The sequence below is a fragment of the Streptomyces sp. NPDC111744 genome, assembly GCF_055634995.1.
The window spans coordinates 1-17,091 of sequence record NZ_JBVKCG010000040.1 but is presented as its reverse complement, the minus strand read 5'-3'; the positions used below and the strand labels follow the sequence as shown (position 1 = coordinate 17,091).

Annotated in this window: 16 protein-coding genes and 2 pseudogenes; 12 read left to right on the top strand and 6 right to left on the bottom strand. The window is 68.7% G+C overall.

Translation table 11 applies throughout. The annotated features are described in order from the left end of the window. Nucleotides 1-109 precede the first annotated feature (109 nt). The 4 genes from tpg to ACZ7OO_RS41755 all read left to right on the top strand — a co-directional run bounded on the left by tpg (nt 110) and on the right by ACZ7OO_RS41755 (nt 4,809). Nucleotides 110-700 (top strand): telomere-protecting terminal protein Tpg, encoded by a 591-nt coding sequence (gene tpg / locus ACZ7OO_RS41770; RefSeq protein ID WP_471512635.1) that lies wholly within the window; start codon nt 110-112, stop codon nt 698-700. Nucleotides 701-884: 184 nt separating this feature from the next. Further along, nucleotides 885-1,859 carry a hypothetical protein gene (locus ACZ7OO_RS41765; protein ID WP_471512634.1) on the top strand — a complete coding sequence of 325 codons (975 nt, stop codon included), beginning with the start codon at nt 885-887 and terminating at the stop codon, nt 1,857-1,859. Nucleotides 1,860-2,393: 534 nt separating this feature from the next. Continuing rightward, entirely contained in the window at nt 2,394-3,512 is a 1,119-nt protein-coding gene (locus ACZ7OO_RS41760; RefSeq protein ID WP_471512633.1) for a DUF6923 family protein, read from the top strand. 376 nt (nt 3,513-3,888) lie between these two features. Further along, nucleotides 3,889-4,809 carry a cupin domain-containing protein gene (locus ACZ7OO_RS41755; protein ID WP_471512632.1) on the top strand — a complete coding sequence of 307 codons (921 nt, stop codon included), beginning with the start codon at nt 3,889-3,891 and terminating at the stop codon, nt 4,807-4,809. A gap of 328 nt (nt 4,810-5,137) precedes the next feature. Here the strand turns inward: ACZ7OO_RS41755 and ACZ7OO_RS41750 are convergent, their stop codons facing one another. Beyond that, complete coding sequence (locus ACZ7OO_RS41750) at nt 5,138-5,644, bottom strand: hypothetical protein (protein ID WP_471512631.1); 507 nt, start codon at nt 5,642-5,644, stop codon at nt 5,138-5,140. On the opposite strand from ACZ7OO_RS41750, the gene ACZ7OO_RS41745 reads away from it, so the two are divergent. Continuing rightward, a complete protein-coding gene (locus ACZ7OO_RS41745) occupies nt 5,613-5,888 on the top strand; it encodes a hypothetical protein (protein WP_471512630.1) in 276 nt (91 codons plus the stop codon). The two genes, ACZ7OO_RS41750 and ACZ7OO_RS41745, sit on opposite strands and share 32 nt — an antisense overlap. 494 nt (nt 5,889-6,382) lie before the next feature. On the opposite strand, the gene ACZ7OO_RS41740 is transcribed toward ACZ7OO_RS41745, so the two are convergent. Further along, complete coding sequence (locus ACZ7OO_RS41740) at nt 6,383-7,036, bottom strand: hypothetical protein (RefSeq protein WP_471512629.1); 654 nt, start codon at nt 7,034-7,036, stop codon at nt 6,383-6,385. 1,006 nt (nt 7,037-8,042) lie between these two features. Next, complete coding sequence (locus ACZ7OO_RS41735; protein ID WP_471512628.1) at nt 8,043-8,411, bottom strand: hypothetical protein; 369 nt, start codon at nt 8,409-8,411, stop codon at nt 8,043-8,045. Nucleotides 8,412-9,026: 615 nt separating this feature from the next. On the opposite strand from ACZ7OO_RS41735, the gene ACZ7OO_RS41730 reads away from it, so the two are divergent. Both ACZ7OO_RS41730 and ACZ7OO_RS41725 read left to right on the top strand, forming a co-directional pair. Then, nucleotides 9,027-9,260: a hypothetical protein gene (locus ACZ7OO_RS41730; RefSeq protein WP_471512627.1), complete on the top strand. Its 234-nt coding sequence runs from the start codon at nt 9,027-9,029 to the stop codon at nt 9,258-9,260. Next, a complete protein-coding gene (locus ACZ7OO_RS41725; RefSeq protein WP_355707023.1) occupies nt 9,260-9,532 on the top strand; it encodes a hypothetical protein in 273 nt (90 codons plus the stop codon). The genes ACZ7OO_RS41730 and ACZ7OO_RS41725 overlap by 1 nt, the downstream gene beginning before the upstream one ends. A 1-nt stretch (nt 9,533) precedes the next feature. Here the strand turns inward: ACZ7OO_RS41725 and ACZ7OO_RS41720 are convergent. Next, nucleotides 9,534-10,354, bottom strand: a pseudogene (locus ACZ7OO_RS41720) (replication-relaxation family protein). A 392-nt stretch (nt 10,355-10,746) separates the two neighbouring features. On the opposite strand from ACZ7OO_RS41720, the gene ACZ7OO_RS41715 reads away from it, so the two are divergent. The 3 genes from ACZ7OO_RS41715 (at nt 10,747) to ACZ7OO_RS41705 (ending at nt 12,630) form a co-directional block, all read left to right on the top strand. Beyond that, nucleotides 10,747-10,920: a hypothetical protein gene (locus ACZ7OO_RS41715; protein WP_471512626.1), complete on the top strand. Its 174-nt coding sequence runs from the start codon at nt 10,747-10,749 to the stop codon at nt 10,918-10,920. 214 nt (nt 10,921-11,134) lie between these two features. Continuing rightward, complete coding sequence (locus ACZ7OO_RS41710) at nt 11,135-11,677, top strand: hypothetical protein (RefSeq protein ID WP_471512625.1); 543 nt, start codon at nt 11,135-11,137, stop codon at nt 11,675-11,677. Further along, nucleotides 11,674-12,630 (top strand): hypothetical protein, encoded by a 957-nt coding sequence (locus ACZ7OO_RS41705; RefSeq protein WP_471512624.1) that lies wholly within the window; start codon nt 11,674-11,676, stop codon nt 12,628-12,630. The genes ACZ7OO_RS41710 and ACZ7OO_RS41705 overlap by 4 nt, the downstream gene beginning before the upstream one ends. 165 nt (nt 12,631-12,795) lie before the next feature. On the opposite strand, the pseudogene ACZ7OO_RS41700 reads toward ACZ7OO_RS41705, so the two are convergent. Together ACZ7OO_RS41700 and ACZ7OO_RS41695 are read right to left on the bottom strand one after the other, a co-directional pair. Continuing rightward, a pseudogene (locus tag ACZ7OO_RS41700) lies at nt 12,796-15,464 on the bottom strand (helicase associated domain-containing protein). After that, entirely contained in the window at nt 15,461-16,027 is a 567-nt protein-coding gene (locus ACZ7OO_RS41695) for a hypothetical protein (protein WP_471512623.1), read from the bottom strand. Before ACZ7OO_RS41695 ends, ACZ7OO_RS41700 begins: the two are co-directional and overlap by 4 nt. Before the next feature lie 150 nt (nt 16,028-16,177). On the opposite strand from ACZ7OO_RS41695, the gene ACZ7OO_RS41690 reads away from it, so the two are divergent. Both ACZ7OO_RS41690 and ACZ7OO_RS41685 read left to right on the top strand, forming a co-directional pair. Further along, a complete protein-coding gene (locus ACZ7OO_RS41690) occupies nt 16,178-16,471 on the top strand; it encodes a hypothetical protein (protein ID WP_471512622.1) in 294 nt (97 codons plus the stop codon). Between the two features lie 116 nt (nt 16,472-16,587). Further along, the gene (locus ACZ7OO_RS41685; protein WP_365805959.1) at nt 16,588-16,755 is read left to right on the top strand and encodes a hypothetical protein; all 168 of its coding nucleotides are present in this window, start codon (nt 16,588-16,590) and stop codon (nt 16,753-16,755) included. Nucleotides 16,756-17,091: the final 336 nt, after the last annotated feature.

The following is a 17,091-nucleotide window of genomic DNA, read 5'->3' as shown; positions in this document are numbered from 1 at the left end:
CTCGTGAACACCCGCCAACCCACGCGAACGGTCACACCGGCGCTGACGGGCGACTTGGGGCCGCGACGCCCGGAATCTGTCCACAGGCGATCCGTGATCCCTCGGAGGTATGAGCGACCACGAGCAGCAGCAGCCGACCCCGCACCGCGGCAAGGTCCTGGAGGCCCTTGCACGGGCGGAGCGGAAGGTCTTCACCCGGCCCGCGCCGAAGTCGGCAAATGCACAGGTGAAATTCCTCCTCACGCGAATGAAGGAGTCAGCGAGGAGCCTGGCGGAGCGTGTGGGCACCTCGACTCGCACGATCGAGCGCTACCGCGCCGGGAAGCTGAAGAAGCCACAGAAGCGGCTCCAGGCCGCCCTGGTGGAGGCGACCGAGTCCGAGTGGCAACCGCAGGTCAGGTCACGTGCGCGCGAACAGGCTGCCACGTCCAGCGGGATGATGGTGGAGGTGACGGCGCACTTCGGATTCACCTGCTCGGGCAGCTCGGACGACGGCCGCATCCGCACCATCACCACCCCGATCTCGCCCACCTACGCGAAGCAGATCCTGGAGCTCCAGGAGGCCGGAGCGACGGAGGAGGACCTGCATCCGATCGTCGCGGAGGCCATCACCGAGTCGTATTTCACGGAATGGGGCACCCGGGCCGATGGCCTGCGCGCGGATTTCACGCACGTCCAGTCCATAGATTTTCAGTTCTGACACGGCCGAATTCAGGGCCTGCTATAAACCATATTTGAGCCGAAGCACGGTAGTTGTCACATAGGCAGGCTGGTTGTCACCAGCTGGTGTGACTGAACGCTCTCGGAGGTGGTCGCCTTGGAGGACCGGTGCGCCCACCGATCCCGGCTGTCAGTCGGCCTGAACTGGGCGTTAGCCTCGGTGGATGATTCCTGTGCGACCTCTGAAGGTGATCACACGCCACCGCAACGGGCAGATCCATGCCTACGTGATGGACTCCGGCGTGCTCGGGGCACTGGAGCCCGCCGCGGTGTTCCAGCCGCGGCCCGGCGACGAGGTTGTGGAGTCGGCGGTCTGGCCCGATCTGGAGCGAGTCGTGTACACGACGCTGAACGGCGTCGTCTGCCTCACGCGCGCCGGTGGCCTGGTGTGGACCTCGAACTTCGAGCCCTACTCGGACCGTCGCCATGGTCACCGGCCTGGTTGTGCGCTGTCCCTGGACGGCCGGACTGTATGGGTCTACCGGCCGGACGCGATGGCGGGACGCGGGGGCGGAGACCAGTGGGTCGTGCACGACGCCGATAGCGGGGCGGTCCTTGTCCGCCGGGAACTGGAGACAGTCGGGCACGGCGCTGGCCACTACGTGCACCCGGTGGACGGCAGCACCTACCTCGACATTGGTGAGGGCCAGGACGGCTCGGTCATTCTCAGGGGCACGGCCCGGGCCGACAGCAAGGCGGAGTTCGTGACGTACCCGTGGGGGGACCGCGTCCTGATCGACCTGGCGCCGGACGGGCAGCAGTTCATGACCGTCGACCACGGGCAGGCGGATGTCGCCTTCCACCGCCACCCCAGCGGGGAAGTGCTCTTCACTCTGCCCGTCGAAGCCTTCGGATACGACCCGGAGGAGACCTTCGTGGAATGGAGCGGCGGCTACCTGACCCCAGACCTGGCCGTCGTCACTCTGGGCGGTGAAGGCCACGACGAGGAGGAGTGGTTCCGCTACCACCTGCTCGACGTGGGCACGGGCACGCTCAGCGGCGAGATCGCCGTCGAGGCGACCAACCCGTACGAACTGGTGCCCCTGGGCGACGGTTCATGGCTCACCGACGGTCCCGACGGCAACCCCATCCGCTGGCGCTCTCCGCTGCCTTCCCCTCCGCCGCACCCGGAAGGTTGAGAGCTCGGGGGCTCCCGATCTTCGTGTCTGGTGACAGAGAAGCTGCTGATGGGCATCTTGTGACAAGCCGCGTGCCTCGCTCGTGACAACCAGGCTGCTTCGACCGGCCCCATTCGCCAGCTCATCCGGCTCCGCCGGTGACAACTATCGTGCTTCGGCTCAATATTTGAGCCGAAGCACGATGGTTGTCACATAGGCAGGCTTGCTGTCACTGGTGGGTCTGCGGGCCGTCGTCGGTGCGGCCCCTTGAGCTCATTGGGGTGTGATGTTGTTCCGCTGTAAGCGGGTCAGGGGGCTTCCCGGCGGGGTCCATCGCTGGGACTCCACGGTCCGACCGGCGTCCGCAGTGAGCCCGGCGACTGGGGAGTCGAGAGGGTGGGCTCGGAGTTCTGAGCCGGTGGCGATCTCCCCGTGCTCACAATGCCGGACATCGGTGGCTTATTGTGTTCGAACGGATACGCAGAGTGCATATGGGCAGGTGGGCGTGGGCAGATCACGAGCTGTTCCCCAGTCTCGTGGAAGGACGCCCGGCTCATGGCTCACCGCAAGGTGTATCTCGCCGTCGGCAGGACCAACACCCGGATCTACCGCTTCGACCCCATCGACGGTGATACGCGCGTCGTCGACAATGTCCCGCCCTACGAGCCCGGCTACACCGCCATGGGCGCGCAGTACCGCGGCGACGACAAGGAGCCCTTGCTGCTGGCAGTGAGCCACAACAAGCTCATCACCATCGACGTGACGGCTGGCACCTTGAAGGACCAGGTCATCGACGGGCTGCCGAGCGGACCCTGGTTCGACGGCGACATGGATCCCGATGGGAAGACCCTCTTCGTCGTCAGCAACCCCGACGTACACAGCTATGCCATCGACGTGGCGGCCAGGAAGGCCACGCCCCGGAACGCACCGGGACGCGGCCGGTGGGACGACTTCGCCTATCACCCCAAGGACGGGCGGCTGATCTCAGTGGAGGGAGACAACGGCGACCTGCTGCTCGTCGATCCGAGCCGGCAGCCGATGAAAACCGTCCTCAAGAAGGGGGTCTTCCCGCCCGCGGAAGCCAGCGCCGCAGCAGGCTCGCGCAAGTCGTACTCGGCCACCTTCTTCGACCAGGACGGCAACTTCTACGCGGTCGACTCCGCAGGCAACGTCAACCACCTCGACTTGACCACCGCTACGCTCCCCGACCACTCGCAGCGCATCGGGCGGGGAAGGGTGCCCGTCGGTGCCCTGGAGATCATGAACGGTGCCGGGCGCATCACCCCCCTGCCGGTCCCGCCCAGCTATGACGAGATCGCCGTGTCCAAGAAGTTCAACCGGACATGGGAGAACAGCGAACCCAGGGGCAGGGTGTACAGCTTCGAGCTCACGCTCACCGCCGTCAGCAAGGACAGCGGCAAGGCCGAGGACGTCAAGAGGTTCCGGATCTCCTTCGACCTGCCCACGGTGAAGGGCGCGAAAGCTGAGGCATCCGGTGTGAAGGTCATCGCCCAGGACGGCAAGGCATACCTGGAGTCCGAGAACGACCAGTTCCTTGCCGCGGGCTCGTCCCGGCCGATCACCGTACAGATCACCGTCCCGGGCGACCCGGCTCACCTGCCCCAGGAGTATCCCCTCGACGGCCTCAAGGCCACGCGTCTGCCCGGCCGCTGATCAAGTCCGCACTGGACAACCACTTCGGTCGCGGACCGATGCCAGGCGTCGCCTTCCGCATACCTGCAACCACCACCCCCCAATAGCGCAACGGCGGCCGGCCGCCTTCACCCGCGCCAGCGCCACAACGGCTCCGCGCATTCGGACGGTCGCTGGAAACGTTCACGGGCTGGGGACCGCCCACCGCTCGAGAGTTCCGGGCCTGCACTGCCCTTTCCCAGGTGAGCCCGACTCCCCGAACGCGCAGGCCGGCTGGTCGAAGACCGTCGCAACGTGCACCCATGCCGACGCGTCAGCCCGGGAAAGTCGCTCGTCTACCCCAGCCAACGTGGCGCGTCCAGCCCGCGTCGGCTGTAAAGCACGAAGGAGTCATCTCATGAGCCTGACCGCCACCCAGACCGCCGCCGACCAGCCGGAGTACGGCAAGGCGAAGTATCCCTTCCACATCACCAAGGAAGAGGAACGGCAGTTGCGCCTCAAGGGCGCCGAGGCCGTACCGTCGCTGGTGATCGGACAGGCCACCTCCTTCGACGAGTACGCCCGCCAGCTGATGATTCCGCCGACCGTCATGGACCTTGCACGCAAGGCCGAAGACTTGCGTCTGTCCGCATGGGAGGTCGAAGCCATGCGCAAACACCTCGCCCCCGCCGCACAACCCGGTGACAAGGTGGGGCTGCTGCGCCAGATCCTGGTGGAGAAGTACAAGAAGGACCACACCCATCCGCCCTACATCCGCGTCGCCTGCTCCGGCCGCGGCGACTACGACGACCTGGCCACCGAACACGGCCACCTCCACCCCCACGACCATCACCAGAAGGGCGACGTCGGCTCACCCGTCGTCCTGGAAATCTGGCCGGCGCAGCACTACTCGCCCATCCACTCCCACGGCCACACGACCGGCATCGTCTTCTGCCTCGCCGGCCAGCTCGACGTCATGGTCTACGAACACCTCGACTGGAACGCCCGCAAGCTCGGCCTGCTCACCCTCACCCCCGGCCAGTGCGCGTGGCTGTCCAAGGACAATTACGCCGTGCACCGGGTGTACTGCCCGATCGACGGCGGCGGCGGCGCCACCGGCCCCGGCTACATGAATAACACCGCCGAATTCGGCGCCAGCTTCCACGTCTACCTCAACCCCGAACAGACCGCCGTCCAGGACGACGACGGCGACAGCTACAACCGCGACGCCTTCAACTACATCGATGAAGAGACCAAGAAACGCGGCCCCTTCGCCACCGAGTCCGACCTCTCCTGGAACATTCTCCGCCGGGTTCTGGCCAACACCCCGCTGACCTGAGCCCAGGCCGAATGCCTCGGCCCAACGATGTGCTGAGGGCGCGCCCGTGCGCGGAACTGGAGGCCTGGCCGGAGCGGGCGGAGACATGAGTGTCGGCCCGGCGGCAAGCCAGCCGCACGTCGTGCGGAGCCAGCGAAGGATGTAAACCGCCGAAGCGGGGGCCGGGCGATGTGTAAAGAGCCGGTGACTACCCTTTCGGGTGACAGAAATCGTGCTGAATCAGCACATGTGACAAGTCGGACGCCTCGCTTGTGACAACCAGACCGCTTCGACTGCTCCCATTCGCCAGCTCACTCAGCTCCACCTGTGACAACTATCGTGCTTCGGCTCAATTCGGTGGGCCGTCGTACAGCGCTCTGGCGGCGGCCCGCTCCGAATCCGCACCACGAATACGAGGCCGATGATGACCACGCCCTGGCCGCCCCGGCGCACTGCGCGCCGCCCGCTCGCCCCGCGCGTCGCCGCGCCCCGGGAGCCGGTAGACCCCGCTCGCATAGGCCGCCGCGTCGTCCGGCGCCGGGCGAAAGGGATGGACGCCGGCGCCGTCGCGGCGGCCCTTGAGGACGCACGGTTCGACGCCCGGCAGGACTCGAGGCACGAGGACCTGGCGGACGACGTCCGCGGCCCCGCGGAACTTGCGGAGTGGGAGCGCATCGCGCAGCGGCTCGCCGACGCGGCGCCGGGCACCGTCTACGACCCCGAAGCCGACGACGTCGTCCAGACCGAGCTCACCGCCGACGCCGCGGCCGCCGCCGCTCGGGAAGCCGAGCTCCGCGAGGCCGCGCGCATCGCGGCCCGCGCCGATGAGCTCCAGGCCGCTGCGCGAGCTCGGCACGCTGGAGCAGACCGAGCCCCGCGACGGGGACGAAGCCGCACGCGACGAGCTCACCCGCCGCGCCGGCGGCTACGTCCAGGCCGACGTCGACTCCTGGCTCGCCCACGCCCTCGCCGCGCACCTCGGGCACTACCGCGCCCCGGCCGCCCGCGAGACCGCCGCCAGCCTCCTCACCCCCGCCGGTCCTCGCGCACGCCGCGCTGCTCACCGAACTCGCCCGCCTGGTCCCCGGCGCCGACGTTGACCAGCTGGCGTTCGCGGCCCGGCTCGCCACCACCGAACCCGAAGCCACAGGTGACCTCGCTGTGTTCCTGCCCGCGCCCAGTCGCAGCGCAGTAATCGCACGGCCCCTCCGGCACGCGTTGGCACTCACGCTCCGCTGTCTCCCAGACCTCCAGCGTCTGGGAGACAGACCTGTGAGGGACCTGGGAGGCTGGGGCCGGAAATACCCCGGAACGCCTGTGATGTCTGGGAGGTGGAAGGGCCGTTTCCCCAGGCAGACGCGTTCCTGGGAGATGACCTGGGAGCCTGGGAGGGAGCCGTGGTGTCCCGTCTCGATTGATCTGGTTCGGAGTCAGGGCTGGGACCTGCGAGGACCACATCGCTTGAGACGATGAGCTCCCTCGAATCTCATGTGATCTGGTCCGCTGCCCGCAGATGGTGTCCGTCGTCTCAATCGTTGTGGTCCGCCGGCGGCGTTCGAAGTGGCTGCAAGACTGCATGTCGAGCCAGGTCTGGCTACCCGCCCGCGAAACGTGCTGCCAGGTCCATGGCCTCCTGGGTGAGTTTGATGTGCAGGCCGGCGTCGTCCTGGGTGGCGACCTGGGTAAAGCTGCCCTCGTGCCACCAGAACACCGAGGGGCTCAGCGCGCCCGGTGACTGCTCGAAGCCCATGGCGGCGAACCGGGCCATGGCGTGCAGCGAGGAGGCCACGTTCCTGTCGCGGACGACGTGGAAGGCGAGTTGGTGCCGGTGCGGCAGCGCGACCAGGATTCCGTCCGGCGTCGGTGCGTCCTTGGTATAGCGGAGTACGACCTCGTCCAGGACCAGGGCGAGGCTCGCGATGAAGTACGAGCCGCCCATCAGCACGTCGAAGTGGGAGCCGTCCTTGTCCCTGACCACCTTGTGCTTGTCAACGCGGACGGCTCGTAGGTTCTGGAACGCACGGTCCCGAAGCGCCGTGATGTCACCCAGGTTGGAGAGGGAGTCCGCGGTCAGCATGTCGACGGTTTCCGAGAGGTCGAGCGCCAGCACCTCCAACAGCCCCGGGACCGATTGGGGACCGTACCCGAAAGCCTTCAGGAGCGCGGGATCGCTGGGAATGAAGCGGGGGTAGAGCTGGGCCAGGAGCTGTTCGTGCGGCAGGGCCTTGAGAGCCTGAGGTCCATCCATCGATCGGATTACCCGGTCGACATGTTCGTCTACGAGCGCCCGCCAGCACCGGGGGCCGCGGCTGTCGTTGTGGCACACGGCCGCAAGATTGGAGAGGCCGAAGCGCCAACCCGAGTCCGTGGTCACGCGACCCGGTTCGACCGTTACCTCGATGCCGCGCTCCGCGAATGCCTCGCGGACGAAGGTACGCAACCGGGCAGCCTCCGCCTCGGACAGGAACGCGAACTCCCCGTCGCGCGGCAGGTCCACCCCATCACGACGCACTCCGCGCCGAAATATCCCCACCAGGTCCCCAATCGCTCGAAGATGCGGATCATAGCCTCGACCGGCCCAGGCGCCTTCTTCAGGTGTTCACGCCCGGCGGAAGGTCGGACGCCGACGGCCCCTCGACTTCCCCCGGTGACCTTTTTCCACGCCTGGAACCAGATCACCTGAGGCAACGAGAAACCAGACCAGATCATCTGAGATTCGGACCAGGCCGACTGAGACGGGACAGCGGAGATCTCGCCGCGTTCCTCGCCCGCGCCCGGTCCGGGCAGGATGGCGGGAAGCCATGCGCTCCCGAGAGGTGTCACGCTGACAGAGCGTGAGCGTGACACCACCTGTCACGCTCCCCCGGAAAAGTGTCACACCGCCTCGAATATGTTCCTTTATGTCCGCTTCCCGGGTCCTGTGGAGCTTCTCCGGGGCGGGATCGAGTGTCCTGTGACAACGAAGGTTGATCAGTGTCAGTGAAGTGAAGTTTGAGTGGCGCAGGTCACTTCTGCGGTGGCGCTTGTTGCGGAAGTGGGTCTTGGTGGTGGTTGATCACGCTCAGATGCCATCGCCGAGGTGACCAGCCTGCTCGCACCAGGTGACGCCCGCCGGTGACGGCGCCGCGGGCGCCCGCCACAGACCGCAGCGGCCAGGTAGAGCACGGCCGACAAGGCCACGGTCACTACGCCGATGCCTGGTCCGGTCTGCTGGGCCGGACCAGGCATCGGCGGATAAAGGAGGGGTAGCTGGGTCACGCCTCTGCGACTTGGAGCAGCCAGCTGACGGGGATGTCGTCCTCGGTGTCGCTCACGCTCTTCTTGACGCGGCCGATGGCGATCTTCTGCGTACTCGTCGGGAGCTTCGCGCCGTTGTGGACCCGGCCGCCTGCCTGCGTGACGTCCAGGTCCACGGCGGCGCTCCAGTTGGAGCCGTCGTGCCAGTTCACCTTGATCCGTGCATCCGCCCAGGCGGAGGCGAAGCTGATCCACATGTCACCCGACCAGCTGGCCTGGTTGGCTGCCGGGACGGCCAGGACGATGCCGTACTTGTAGTGGATGAGCCCGCCGCTCTCGGTGAACGCGAAGCCGGGGGGAATCTCGCCAGTCTGGAAGTTCGCCATCAGTGCTCCTTGTCTGTCGCTGCTCCGGTGCCTCGAGGAAAAGGCACCGTGCCGCAGCCACGGCGCGGCTCACGCTAGGGGCGCTATCGCGCCCCTAGGCCACCTTCTAGGGCAAACCATCAATACGGGGATAGCGGCAGCTCGGCCGGTCTATCCGCTGCGCTCCTGCACCCCCAGGCGCCCCCTGCTGTACCCCGAGGAGCGGCTGACTCCTTCAGCTGCCGACCGGCTGCGGAATGGCCGCCCGCCTCCAGATCCCGGACGGCCAGAGCGTGCCCGGCATCCTGGCCTGAACAGTCCGGCGGACCTGTGTCATCTGTGTCATCAACCCCCCGTTTCCCCAGGTGGGCACGTCCATCTGTGTCACTGTTCAGCTGATCTGTGTCATCGCGCGGGCGGACCCAGCTGGACCCGGCAACCGCCCCAGAACCTGGGTCCCTGGGTCCCGAGACCGGTGTTTTCGCTGGTGGACACGATCCGCAACGGCTGCTGGGTCCACCTGGGTCCCTGGGTCCCGCACCTTCGTACGGCCGGGTTCGTCCGGAGTGGTCCCCTCGGGCCGGGGCGGCCGATACCGTTGGAGCAGACGCCAGTTCCGCCCTCCTGGAGGCCTCGATGAGCGAACAGCCGGCCCCCGCCGACCACGCCCGGCAACAGCTGGAGCCCGCGGCCGCCGATGGGTTGCGCGCGTACGCGGCCAAGACCCGCGCCAACGCCGACCAGTTCGCCGCCGTCCTCGAGGACATCGCGGCCAACGGGCTGCCCTCGGTGGAGGACTGCACGCCGTGGGAGGAGCTGCGCGAGGCCCACCTCGCCCGGCTCGCTGCCCAGCGCCCGGCCGTCGCCTGATGCCGTCGGTGCACGGGCCTCGCCGCGCCCGTATCGCCTTCTCCGACTCCGCCGCCAAGCAGCTGGAGAACATCACCAGCGAGGCGGAGATCCACGCACTGGACCGCGCCCTGGTCGTCATCTCCGTCGACCCGGACGTCGGCGAGCCGCTCCCCGGCGACACCTCTGGCCCCCAGCTGCGCCAGTACGCCGACGAAGTCGAGTCCGTCCGGGTCCTGTACTTCGTCACTGCGCTGCGCACCGTCGTGGTCGTCGCCTACATCGAGGTCTAGTCTAGGTCTGCCGATGTCCCGGCTTGGTCCAGCCAACTCGCCGGTCGGGGTCGTGGACGGGACGCCACAGGGGTGCGCAGGGGCCGTGGTGGAGCAGGTCGGCCAGCGGCGCCGCGAGGACGGGGACGTCGTGCAGGAAGCGGGACGGCGCCAGCAGTCCGGCCCCGGCGCGCAGCGCGCGGATCCGGTTCTCGACACCGGCGGGTCCGGTGCCGTCCAGGACGAACAGGACGCGGGGGAAGAGCGGGTAGCGCCGCCGCCACTCCTCCAGCGCCGGTTCCTGGAAGGTCGGCCGGCGCCCGGGGACCACGGGCACGTAGCGGTGGAGGCGCTCGTACGCGGTGAGCTTGGCGGCGAGGCGTTCGGGGCCCATGGTGGCCCGGTCGACTTCCACGAACGCCCGCAGCATCGACCCGTTGTCGCCGTCGGCGGGGCCGGTTCGGTAGTACAGGAGCGCGTCGGGGATGACGGCCTCGCCGCTCCCGATCGGGTGGTGGACCTCGGGGACCAGTCCAGCGGCTGGCACACGTCGCCGCGGCGGCGGGCGTCCTTGAGGAAGACGAGCGCGGTCTCGGTCACGGTCAGCGTGTGGCCGGCCTTCAGCCGCACGGCGGTCGGATAGGACACGGTCCTGGAGGGCCGGTGCCCGCGCAGCTCGGGCCATTCGCAGGCGAGTTGCACGCCGTACGAGGTCGGGAACCACACCCGGGTCCGCCCGGCCTGCGGCAAGGTGATGCGCTCGACCAGCCCCTCCTCCCGCAGGCGGGCTAGCCGCCGCCGGGTCTGCTCGATACGCACCTCGGGCGCGATCACCCGGTGCATCTGCTCGGTGGTGGCCATCCGGTACTGCGCCAGCACACCCAGCGCCAGCCGGTCCCCCGCTGCCCGCGTCCACGCCGATCATCACGGATCCGCTCGCTTCCCGTCCGGTGCGGCACCGTCCTGCCCGGCGCCCGCTTACCGGTCACAGCAGCAGCCGGCCCCGACCAGAGCGCCGACCACGAAGACCCGACCACGGTCACGAAGCGACAACACCTCCGTGGACCAGGTCCACATCCCCGCCGACAACCCGTCCGACAACCGTCCGAACCCCCTGCCGCACCCGCCCGCGAATCCGCAGGTCACCACGCTGACCCTGCCGTGGTCGGGAGGCCGACATCCCCTCTACGCCCCCGAGTCCACGCCCCACAGCAGGAAGAAAAGAGAAGTGGGTGGTGGGACAGGTACCGGGCGGCGGGCGAGGGGATCGGGCGCCGCCGGTGTTCCTCGCGCGCGACGGCGGGGCCGCGCGCGACGTCGGACGGATCGCCCGTGAGGAAGAGCAACGCCGCGCCTTGGCCGCCTTTCTGGACGGCTGGGACGCGGCGGGCGAGGGAGCACCCTCGTAGTGCTGTACGGGCCCGGCTCCGTGTCTGCCGCCAACGTGACCCCGGGCAGGCGCCGATGCACGGGGTTGATCGGCATGGTTTCGGCCACTGCATCTGATTGCCCGGCGGCTCCCGGACAGCTGCGGGTACGGTCGATCAGTTTGACGGCTGGCGGTGGCTGCCGGTGGGAAGTGTCCGGTCGGCGTGTCGTCGCATCGCGGGTGGGGTTGGTTCGGTGGGCAGCACCGAGCAGAAGATCGAGGAGCAGTTCGCGCAACTTCAGCAGAGGGTCGGTGCTCGCCATGCCGAGGTGCTGAAGCACTCCGACGGTGACCAGTTCGCGGTGGAGTACACCCGGCTGGTGAACTCCACCAGCAAGCTGGTGGAGTTCGAGAAGACGATTCCCGAGCGTCTGGCCGAACCCGATCGCAGACGCAGTGAGCGCATCGTGACGTGGTCCTGGCGCGGCCAGGCGACTGTCGGCGCGGTGCTCATCGCGCTCGTCTTCGTCCTCGACCGCTCGACCTGGTGGTTGGTCCTGCTGGTCCCGCACTTCGCGGGAACGGCGGCCGGCTGCTTCCAGAAGGTCGATGCCGAACAACACCGTGACCGCCGCTTCGGGGCCATTGGACTGCACGTGGTCGCGCTCCTGATGGCCCTCATCAGCCTGAGCGTGATCAGCCGGTGGTTCATCATCGCCGCCGCCGTGGGCTGGATGCTCGTCGCCGGGTCCTCGATGGACAGCACGGGCGCGGGTGCGCAGGGGGCGCGGCGGTGAGCGACGACTACGGCTACCAGGTCCGCCGTCTGGAGACCCGGACCGGCGGGATGGAGCACGAGCTGCACTCGCTGCGTTCGAAGCTGGGGGAGGTCGAAGACCTCGACTACGAGCTGCGCGACATCCGGGGCGGCATCCGCAGCCTCGAGGACGACCTCAGCACCGTCCGCAACGACCTCACCGAGCTGGACGACGACGTACGCGGCCACATCCAGGACACGGATCAGTCCCTCAAGCGGCTGACCGGCCGCGTCCAGGCCCTCGAAGCCCACCTGCTCGCCGCTGGCGGCGCCCCACTCGCCGACCTCGACACCATCGACCCGGAGTGGAAGAAGCTGGCCAGGACCGCCAACCACGGCTGGCACGTGCGCTCCGGCCTGCTCCACAGACACCAGCGCGAGGCCCACCGCCTCAAGGTCCGCGAGTACGAAGGCGCGGTCGCCGAACGTGACGAACACCGTGACAAGGTGGTGGAGGCCGCCGGCATCCTGGCCAGTCAGCCGCGCACGTCCCGTGAGTTCAAGCAGGCCGTCATGGACTTCGGCATGTCCCGCACCCTCGCCGAGAGGCACGATCAGCGGGCCCGGCAACTGGCCGGCCCTGCCCAGTCCGCCCAGGCTGCACTGGCCCAGGATGAGAGGCAGGCGAAGGCGTCGCTGATCGAGCAGGGCGACAAGGCGGAGAGGAAGCTGAACTGGCTGTTGCGCGGCCGTCTGGCCGACGCGATCCGCGACCGCGCCCTGCTGCCCATGTGGTTCGTGACCGTGCTCGGTCCCGTGCCACCGGCGCACAAGACGCAGGAGTGGATGGACCTTGCCACCCAGGTCCTGGCCTACCGGGTCACTTACGGGATCAAGGACCAGGTCGTCGCGCTCGGAGCGGCGCCCGACGAGTACGTGCCGCGCCGCAGCGAGTGGTACGGCGAACTCACCAAGGACCTGCGCCGCTGGTAGCCCGCGTGGGTGAGCGACATCAGATGCCGCCGCGGCCTGCAACACACCTTTGCAACATAGGGCGCGTTGCACCACCGCGTTGCAGCCCCACACGTACGAGACCCCGGGACCATCGCGGCCCCGGGGTCTCGTACGGTGCGGCTTACCGGCCGGACAGCGTCGACGTCACGCCCAGGCGATGCCTAGCTTGCGCAGCGCGGCCAGCTGCTCCGCGCTGAGCTTGTCGCGCCGGGCCTTGGTGTTCGAGACCCATACGCCCAGCTTCACGGTCACTGGCTGTGCCTCGCCGTCGACCGCGATTTCCTCGCTGTGACTGCGCGGCACCGACCGGCCCGCCCCTTCCCGCTCCACCCACTGCGCGAGGGCCGCCAGGCCCCGCTGGAACGCCTGCTGTGCCTTGCTCGGGCCCTTCGCCGCGCGTCCGGCCGACGGGGCGCCAGACGGCGCCTCAAGCGGCTTGACGCCCAACGCGGTCAGCCGCTCCTGCTGCTCGGGCAGGAGCCGCGCCCAAGTACCCGGCTGCTTCTGCTGCTGGAGCCAATTGCCGATGTCGTCGCCGTCCATCAGCACGCCGGGGGCGATGTCGGGCAGGTGGCCGTCAGCGTCGACCAGGTCCGCCAGGACGCGGTAGTGCCGCTGCCAGTCGAGCGGCCATGGGCAGTCCCAGTCTGGGTCGATCTCCGTCAGCTGCGCCGCGCGCACTGCGGCCCGCTCCGGGTCCTTGCCCAGGCCGTTCTTTGCGCCCTTCCGCCGGAGGTTGGCCATGTGCTGCCCGACGGGCACCATCGCCTCGCCCTCGCCCCACACCGCGTCCTGACGCGGAGCGAGGTGCCCTGTGGCCCGCCGGTAGGTCCGGAGCGCGGCGAGCTTGTTCTCCCAGGCTTCTTCGCCCGGCTCCCACACCATCCCGGCCTCCGGCGCGTCCAGCAGGGTCTTGCGCCGCTCTTCCAGTTCACCTGCCCGCAGCGCCTTCCTCTGCTGGTGGACCCATCGGCCAAGCGGAAAATCCTTTGTGACCCCCACTTCCACCTCGACGTCGTAGGGAACGGCGTAGAGGCCGGCGATCTCGTTCTCCTTCCGCCAGCGGAGCAGGGCCTGGTAACCCTCCAGCCAGACCAGGGACTCGGGCCGGTAGACCCGGGTGCGCAGGAAGGCCGCGATGGTCGCCGCGTCGCGCGGGCTGGAGAAGTGCAGCAGGGCTGACTCGGCAGCGGCGTCGGTGTTGTCCTGCTCCTGGTCCTCGCCGTTGCTCTCGCCGCCGGCCCCGACGATCCGCCCGTCCTCGTCCCGCTGCACGTGGACCTTGCGCTTGCCGCTGGTGAGGGCGCGGGAGGCGAGCTGCTCGACGAGTCGTTCATCATGACTGCGGAGTCCTTGAAGGACGGCTACGAGGGGGCGGAAGCCGGCGGAGGCGACCATGTCGGCCGGGTCCTCGCCGGGCTCTAGGAACACCGGCACGATGATCCTGGCGACCTTGGTGGAGCCGTCCTTGTTGAGCCTCAGCGCGCGGCCGATGTTCTGGACGATCTCGACCTGCGAGCCGCGGGTGTCGGCGAAGCAGACGGCCTCGACTCCCCGTTCGCCGGTGATGTCTACGCCTTCCCCGAGCACGCGAACGCTCGCGAGGAAGGCGCGGTGGAGCCGGCGGCCGGCCGCGTCGATGCCGTTGGCGAACTGGCGCAGTACCTCGCGCCGCTCGGTGACGAGGTGGTCGCCGCACAGCCACGCCGACCACACCCGGTCCGGGGGTACGTGGCGGCCGGCCTCGAGTTCGTAGAACTCCGCGTCGATCGAGGACTTCGGCAGCTTGTCCGCAGCGGCCAGGTCCTCATCGGAGGCGTCGTTCATGTACAACTCGGCTGCCGTCTGGGGCAGCTTCTCCGCGAACGCGGCGGCTTCCTCGACCTTCTGGTGGAACGTCATGACGGTGCGCAGATTCCACGCGGCGGCGTGCTCCAGGAGCGCGGTCTGCAGCAGCGCCAGGCGCCGGCCCCGCCGCGCTTCCTCCGACTCCCCGAGAACGGGCGAGGGGTCGCGGATCTCCAGCACGTCGATCTCAAATCCCGCAAGGATTTCGCGCTCGATCGCCTCGCTCAGGCCAAGCTCTGCGAGCCATGCGCCGTAGGTGCCCTCCGGGTCGTCTGCCATGGTCGCGATCTCCGCCTCCTGGCCGTCCGCGCCCTTCTGCGGCCGGGCCGCGGCGAGGATGCGCAGGGTGGCGGTGAGATAGAGCCGGAAGTCCGCCGGGACGCGGGCGTTGTCGTGGATCGCCGCCCACGGCCGCCCAAGATCCCCCGCCGTACCGTGGGCCTCATCCACGATGGCGAGCGAAAAACCGGCCATGCGCTGTCCGTACAGGCGCTCTCCGCCCGCCAGAGCGGCCTCCAGCGGCCCGCGAACGCGACCCTGGCCATCGGGTCCTCGAAGTCCTCACGGTCCACGAGAGAGGCGTACGTGGCGAACACGATGACCGGTCCGTGCCCGGCCCACAGGGCCAGCTGGATCGGGTTCGTAGTGGTGCGCACCCCCAGCTCGTTCAGCACCGGGTCATTCTCCAGCGAGCACACCGCCACCATGGGGGAGCGGTGCCCCACCGCCCGCCACGCCTGGGCGGTTTGCACGAGCAGGTCAAGGGTCGGCACGGTGACGAGGATCCGGCCGCTGGGGAAGCACTCCAGCGCGCATGCGGCGGCGGTGATCGTCTTGCCCGATCCGGTCGCGGACACGATCGTGCCCCGCGCACCCTCCGGGGACACAGACGATCTTGCGGGGAATCCCACCCATTTTCGGAACCGAGATTTCTGTTCCACTTGGTGTTCTCGGAGCTGGATCAAAAGAGTTCTCCCGGCTCGGGAAGGACTTGTTGGACAGAAGTGATCCGGTATCCACCGCGCCCGTAGAGGCCGCCGTCTCTTCCGTGGATGGCCCAGGCTCTCGTGGCCGCTTCACCGGATGATGCCGCCATCAGGTGGACGACGGGAGCAGGCATGTCCGGGCTGGGACTGCCGGCGGTGGGCCGGGCCTCGATCCGGTAGACGCGGTGCCGCCGGATTTCCGGAGCCGCGACACCTGACCGCTCGGCCTCGGCCACGTCTGCCATCAGCCGCTGCAGACGCTGCGTTTCGTAGCGGATGGCACGCGAGTCGTGGGAGGGCAGGTACGCGGCCATCCGCTCCTTCTCCATGAGACCGGCGATCCGCTCCCACTGAAGGCGCCGCAACTCCGCGATGAACACCTCGCTCACGTGATGCGGTTCGGACGGGGCCGCCCTGGCCCTCCCGGCGCGTTCCCGAGCCAGGCATACCTGAGCGGCTATCCGGCAGTGATCGAGTCCGGCAGCTTTCGCGACCACCCCGAGCCGGGCAAGCTCATGCGGAAGATACTCGTAGATCAACACGCAAACCACTCCCCACCGGGTGTCCCTGAATTACGCCAATGCTACATGCTGCATCACATTGAGATGCAGACGTGCGAGACTCCCCGGAAAGCCCGACACAAGATTCCTTCCGCCCCGATGTTCATCGCACATCGGGGTACACGGCCTCGCATGGCACCGAAGACCGAACGCATCCAGTTCCTGCGGGCCGTGCGGCAGCTGCACCGCGTCCGCTCCTTCTACGCCGCGGGCGTCCTGCTGTGGGCGGCATCCGCCGCCTGGACCGGCTGGCAGGCACCCGGGAGTCGGCAGATGTGGGTGTCCGTCCTCCTCCTGGCCCTCTTCACCGCTCTCCTCGCCACCGCCGGCCTGTCCCTGCGGCATCTCGCAGTCCCCCCGACAGGCCGGCCCGCACATCACGCCGCCTCGCACAGGGCGGCAAGCAACCCCCGCGTCCACGCCTGAGGAACCGTCAGCCTGCCTGCGCACGAGCCGGCAGACCACTTCCGAGGCGCCGCACAAGCCTGTTGGGGGCGGTGGCCGGGCATACGGGCTTCACTTCCCATCGAGAGGAGCTCGTCATGCTCGGCATAGTCGCAGCAGTGCTGTTCTTCATATCGTTTCTCATCAACGCGGCCGAGATCAGCACCAATCACACGTTCTCGTCAGTCAACGTGATGCTCCTGGGGCTGACCGCACTGGCCCTGCACGTTGCGGGAATCGGGAGCACTTGGTCCCGTAGACGCTGACCCAGAATCAGGCCAGCCCTCCACAGAGGCCCACCCTTACTGCCGCTCGGGCCGCAGGCCCGTTGAGCCGCCCCGCGCAGCGGGGCCGGCGCCTCGTGGCGCGCAACGCCACCCGGTGACCGGAGCGCAGCGAAGGCACCGCCGGGGGGGTGGGGGGGGCGCCCCCCCACCGCTCCGGGAGCGCAGCGGACGGAGCGTCACCCGCCCTGCGAAGCAGGGCGGGTGCGCTGACCGCGCAGCGGTCAGCCAGCGCTCCCTCGGAGCGGGAGCGCAACACCCGTGCGCAGCACGGGTGTTCGCTTGCACATCGCGCAGCGATGTGGTACCCGCTCCGCG

What these genes read in the sequence shown, in the direction of transcription:
- tpg (WP_471512635.1), top strand. Translation starts at nt 110, where the DNA reads ATGAGCGACCACGAGCAGCAGCAGCCGACCCCGCACCGCGGCAAGGTC.
- ACZ7OO_RS41765 (WP_471512634.1), top strand. Translation starts at nt 885, where the DNA reads ATGATTCCTGTGCGACCTCTGAAGGTGATCACACGCCACCGCAACGGG.
- ACZ7OO_RS41760 (WP_471512633.1), top strand. Translation starts at nt 2,394, where the DNA reads ATGGCTCACCGCAAGGTGTATCTCGCCGTCGGCAGGACCAACACCCGG.
- ACZ7OO_RS41755 (WP_471512632.1), top strand. Translation starts at nt 3,889, where the DNA reads ATGAGCCTGACCGCCACCCAGACCGCCGCCGACCAGCCGGAGTACGGC.
- ACZ7OO_RS41745 (WP_471512630.1), top strand. Translation starts at nt 5,613, where the DNA reads ATGAGCTCCAGGCCGCTGCGCGAGCTCGGCACGCTGGAGCAGACCGAG.
- ACZ7OO_RS41740 (WP_471512629.1), bottom strand. Translation starts at nt 7,036, where the DNA reads ATGGATGGACCTCAGGCTCTCAAGGCCCTGCCGCACGAACAGCTCCTG.
- ACZ7OO_RS41735 (WP_471512628.1), bottom strand. Translation starts at nt 8,411, where the DNA reads ATGGCGAACTTCCAGACTGGCGAGATTCCCCCCGGCTTCGCGTTCACC.
- ACZ7OO_RS41730 (WP_471512627.1), top strand. Translation starts at nt 9,027, where the DNA reads ATGAGCGAACAGCCGGCCCCCGCCGACCACGCCCGGCAACAGCTGGAG.
- ACZ7OO_RS41725 (WP_355707023.1), top strand. Translation starts at nt 9,260, where the DNA reads ATGCCGTCGGTGCACGGGCCTCGCCGCGCCCGTATCGCCTTCTCCGAC.
- ACZ7OO_RS41690 (WP_471512622.1), top strand. Translation starts at nt 16,178, where the DNA reads ATGGCACCGAAGACCGAACGCATCCAGTTCCTGCGGGCCGTGCGGCAG.
- ACZ7OO_RS41685 (WP_365805959.1), top strand. Translation starts at nt 16,588, where the DNA reads ATGCTCGGCATAGTCGCAGCAGTGCTGTTCTTCATATCGTTTCTCATC.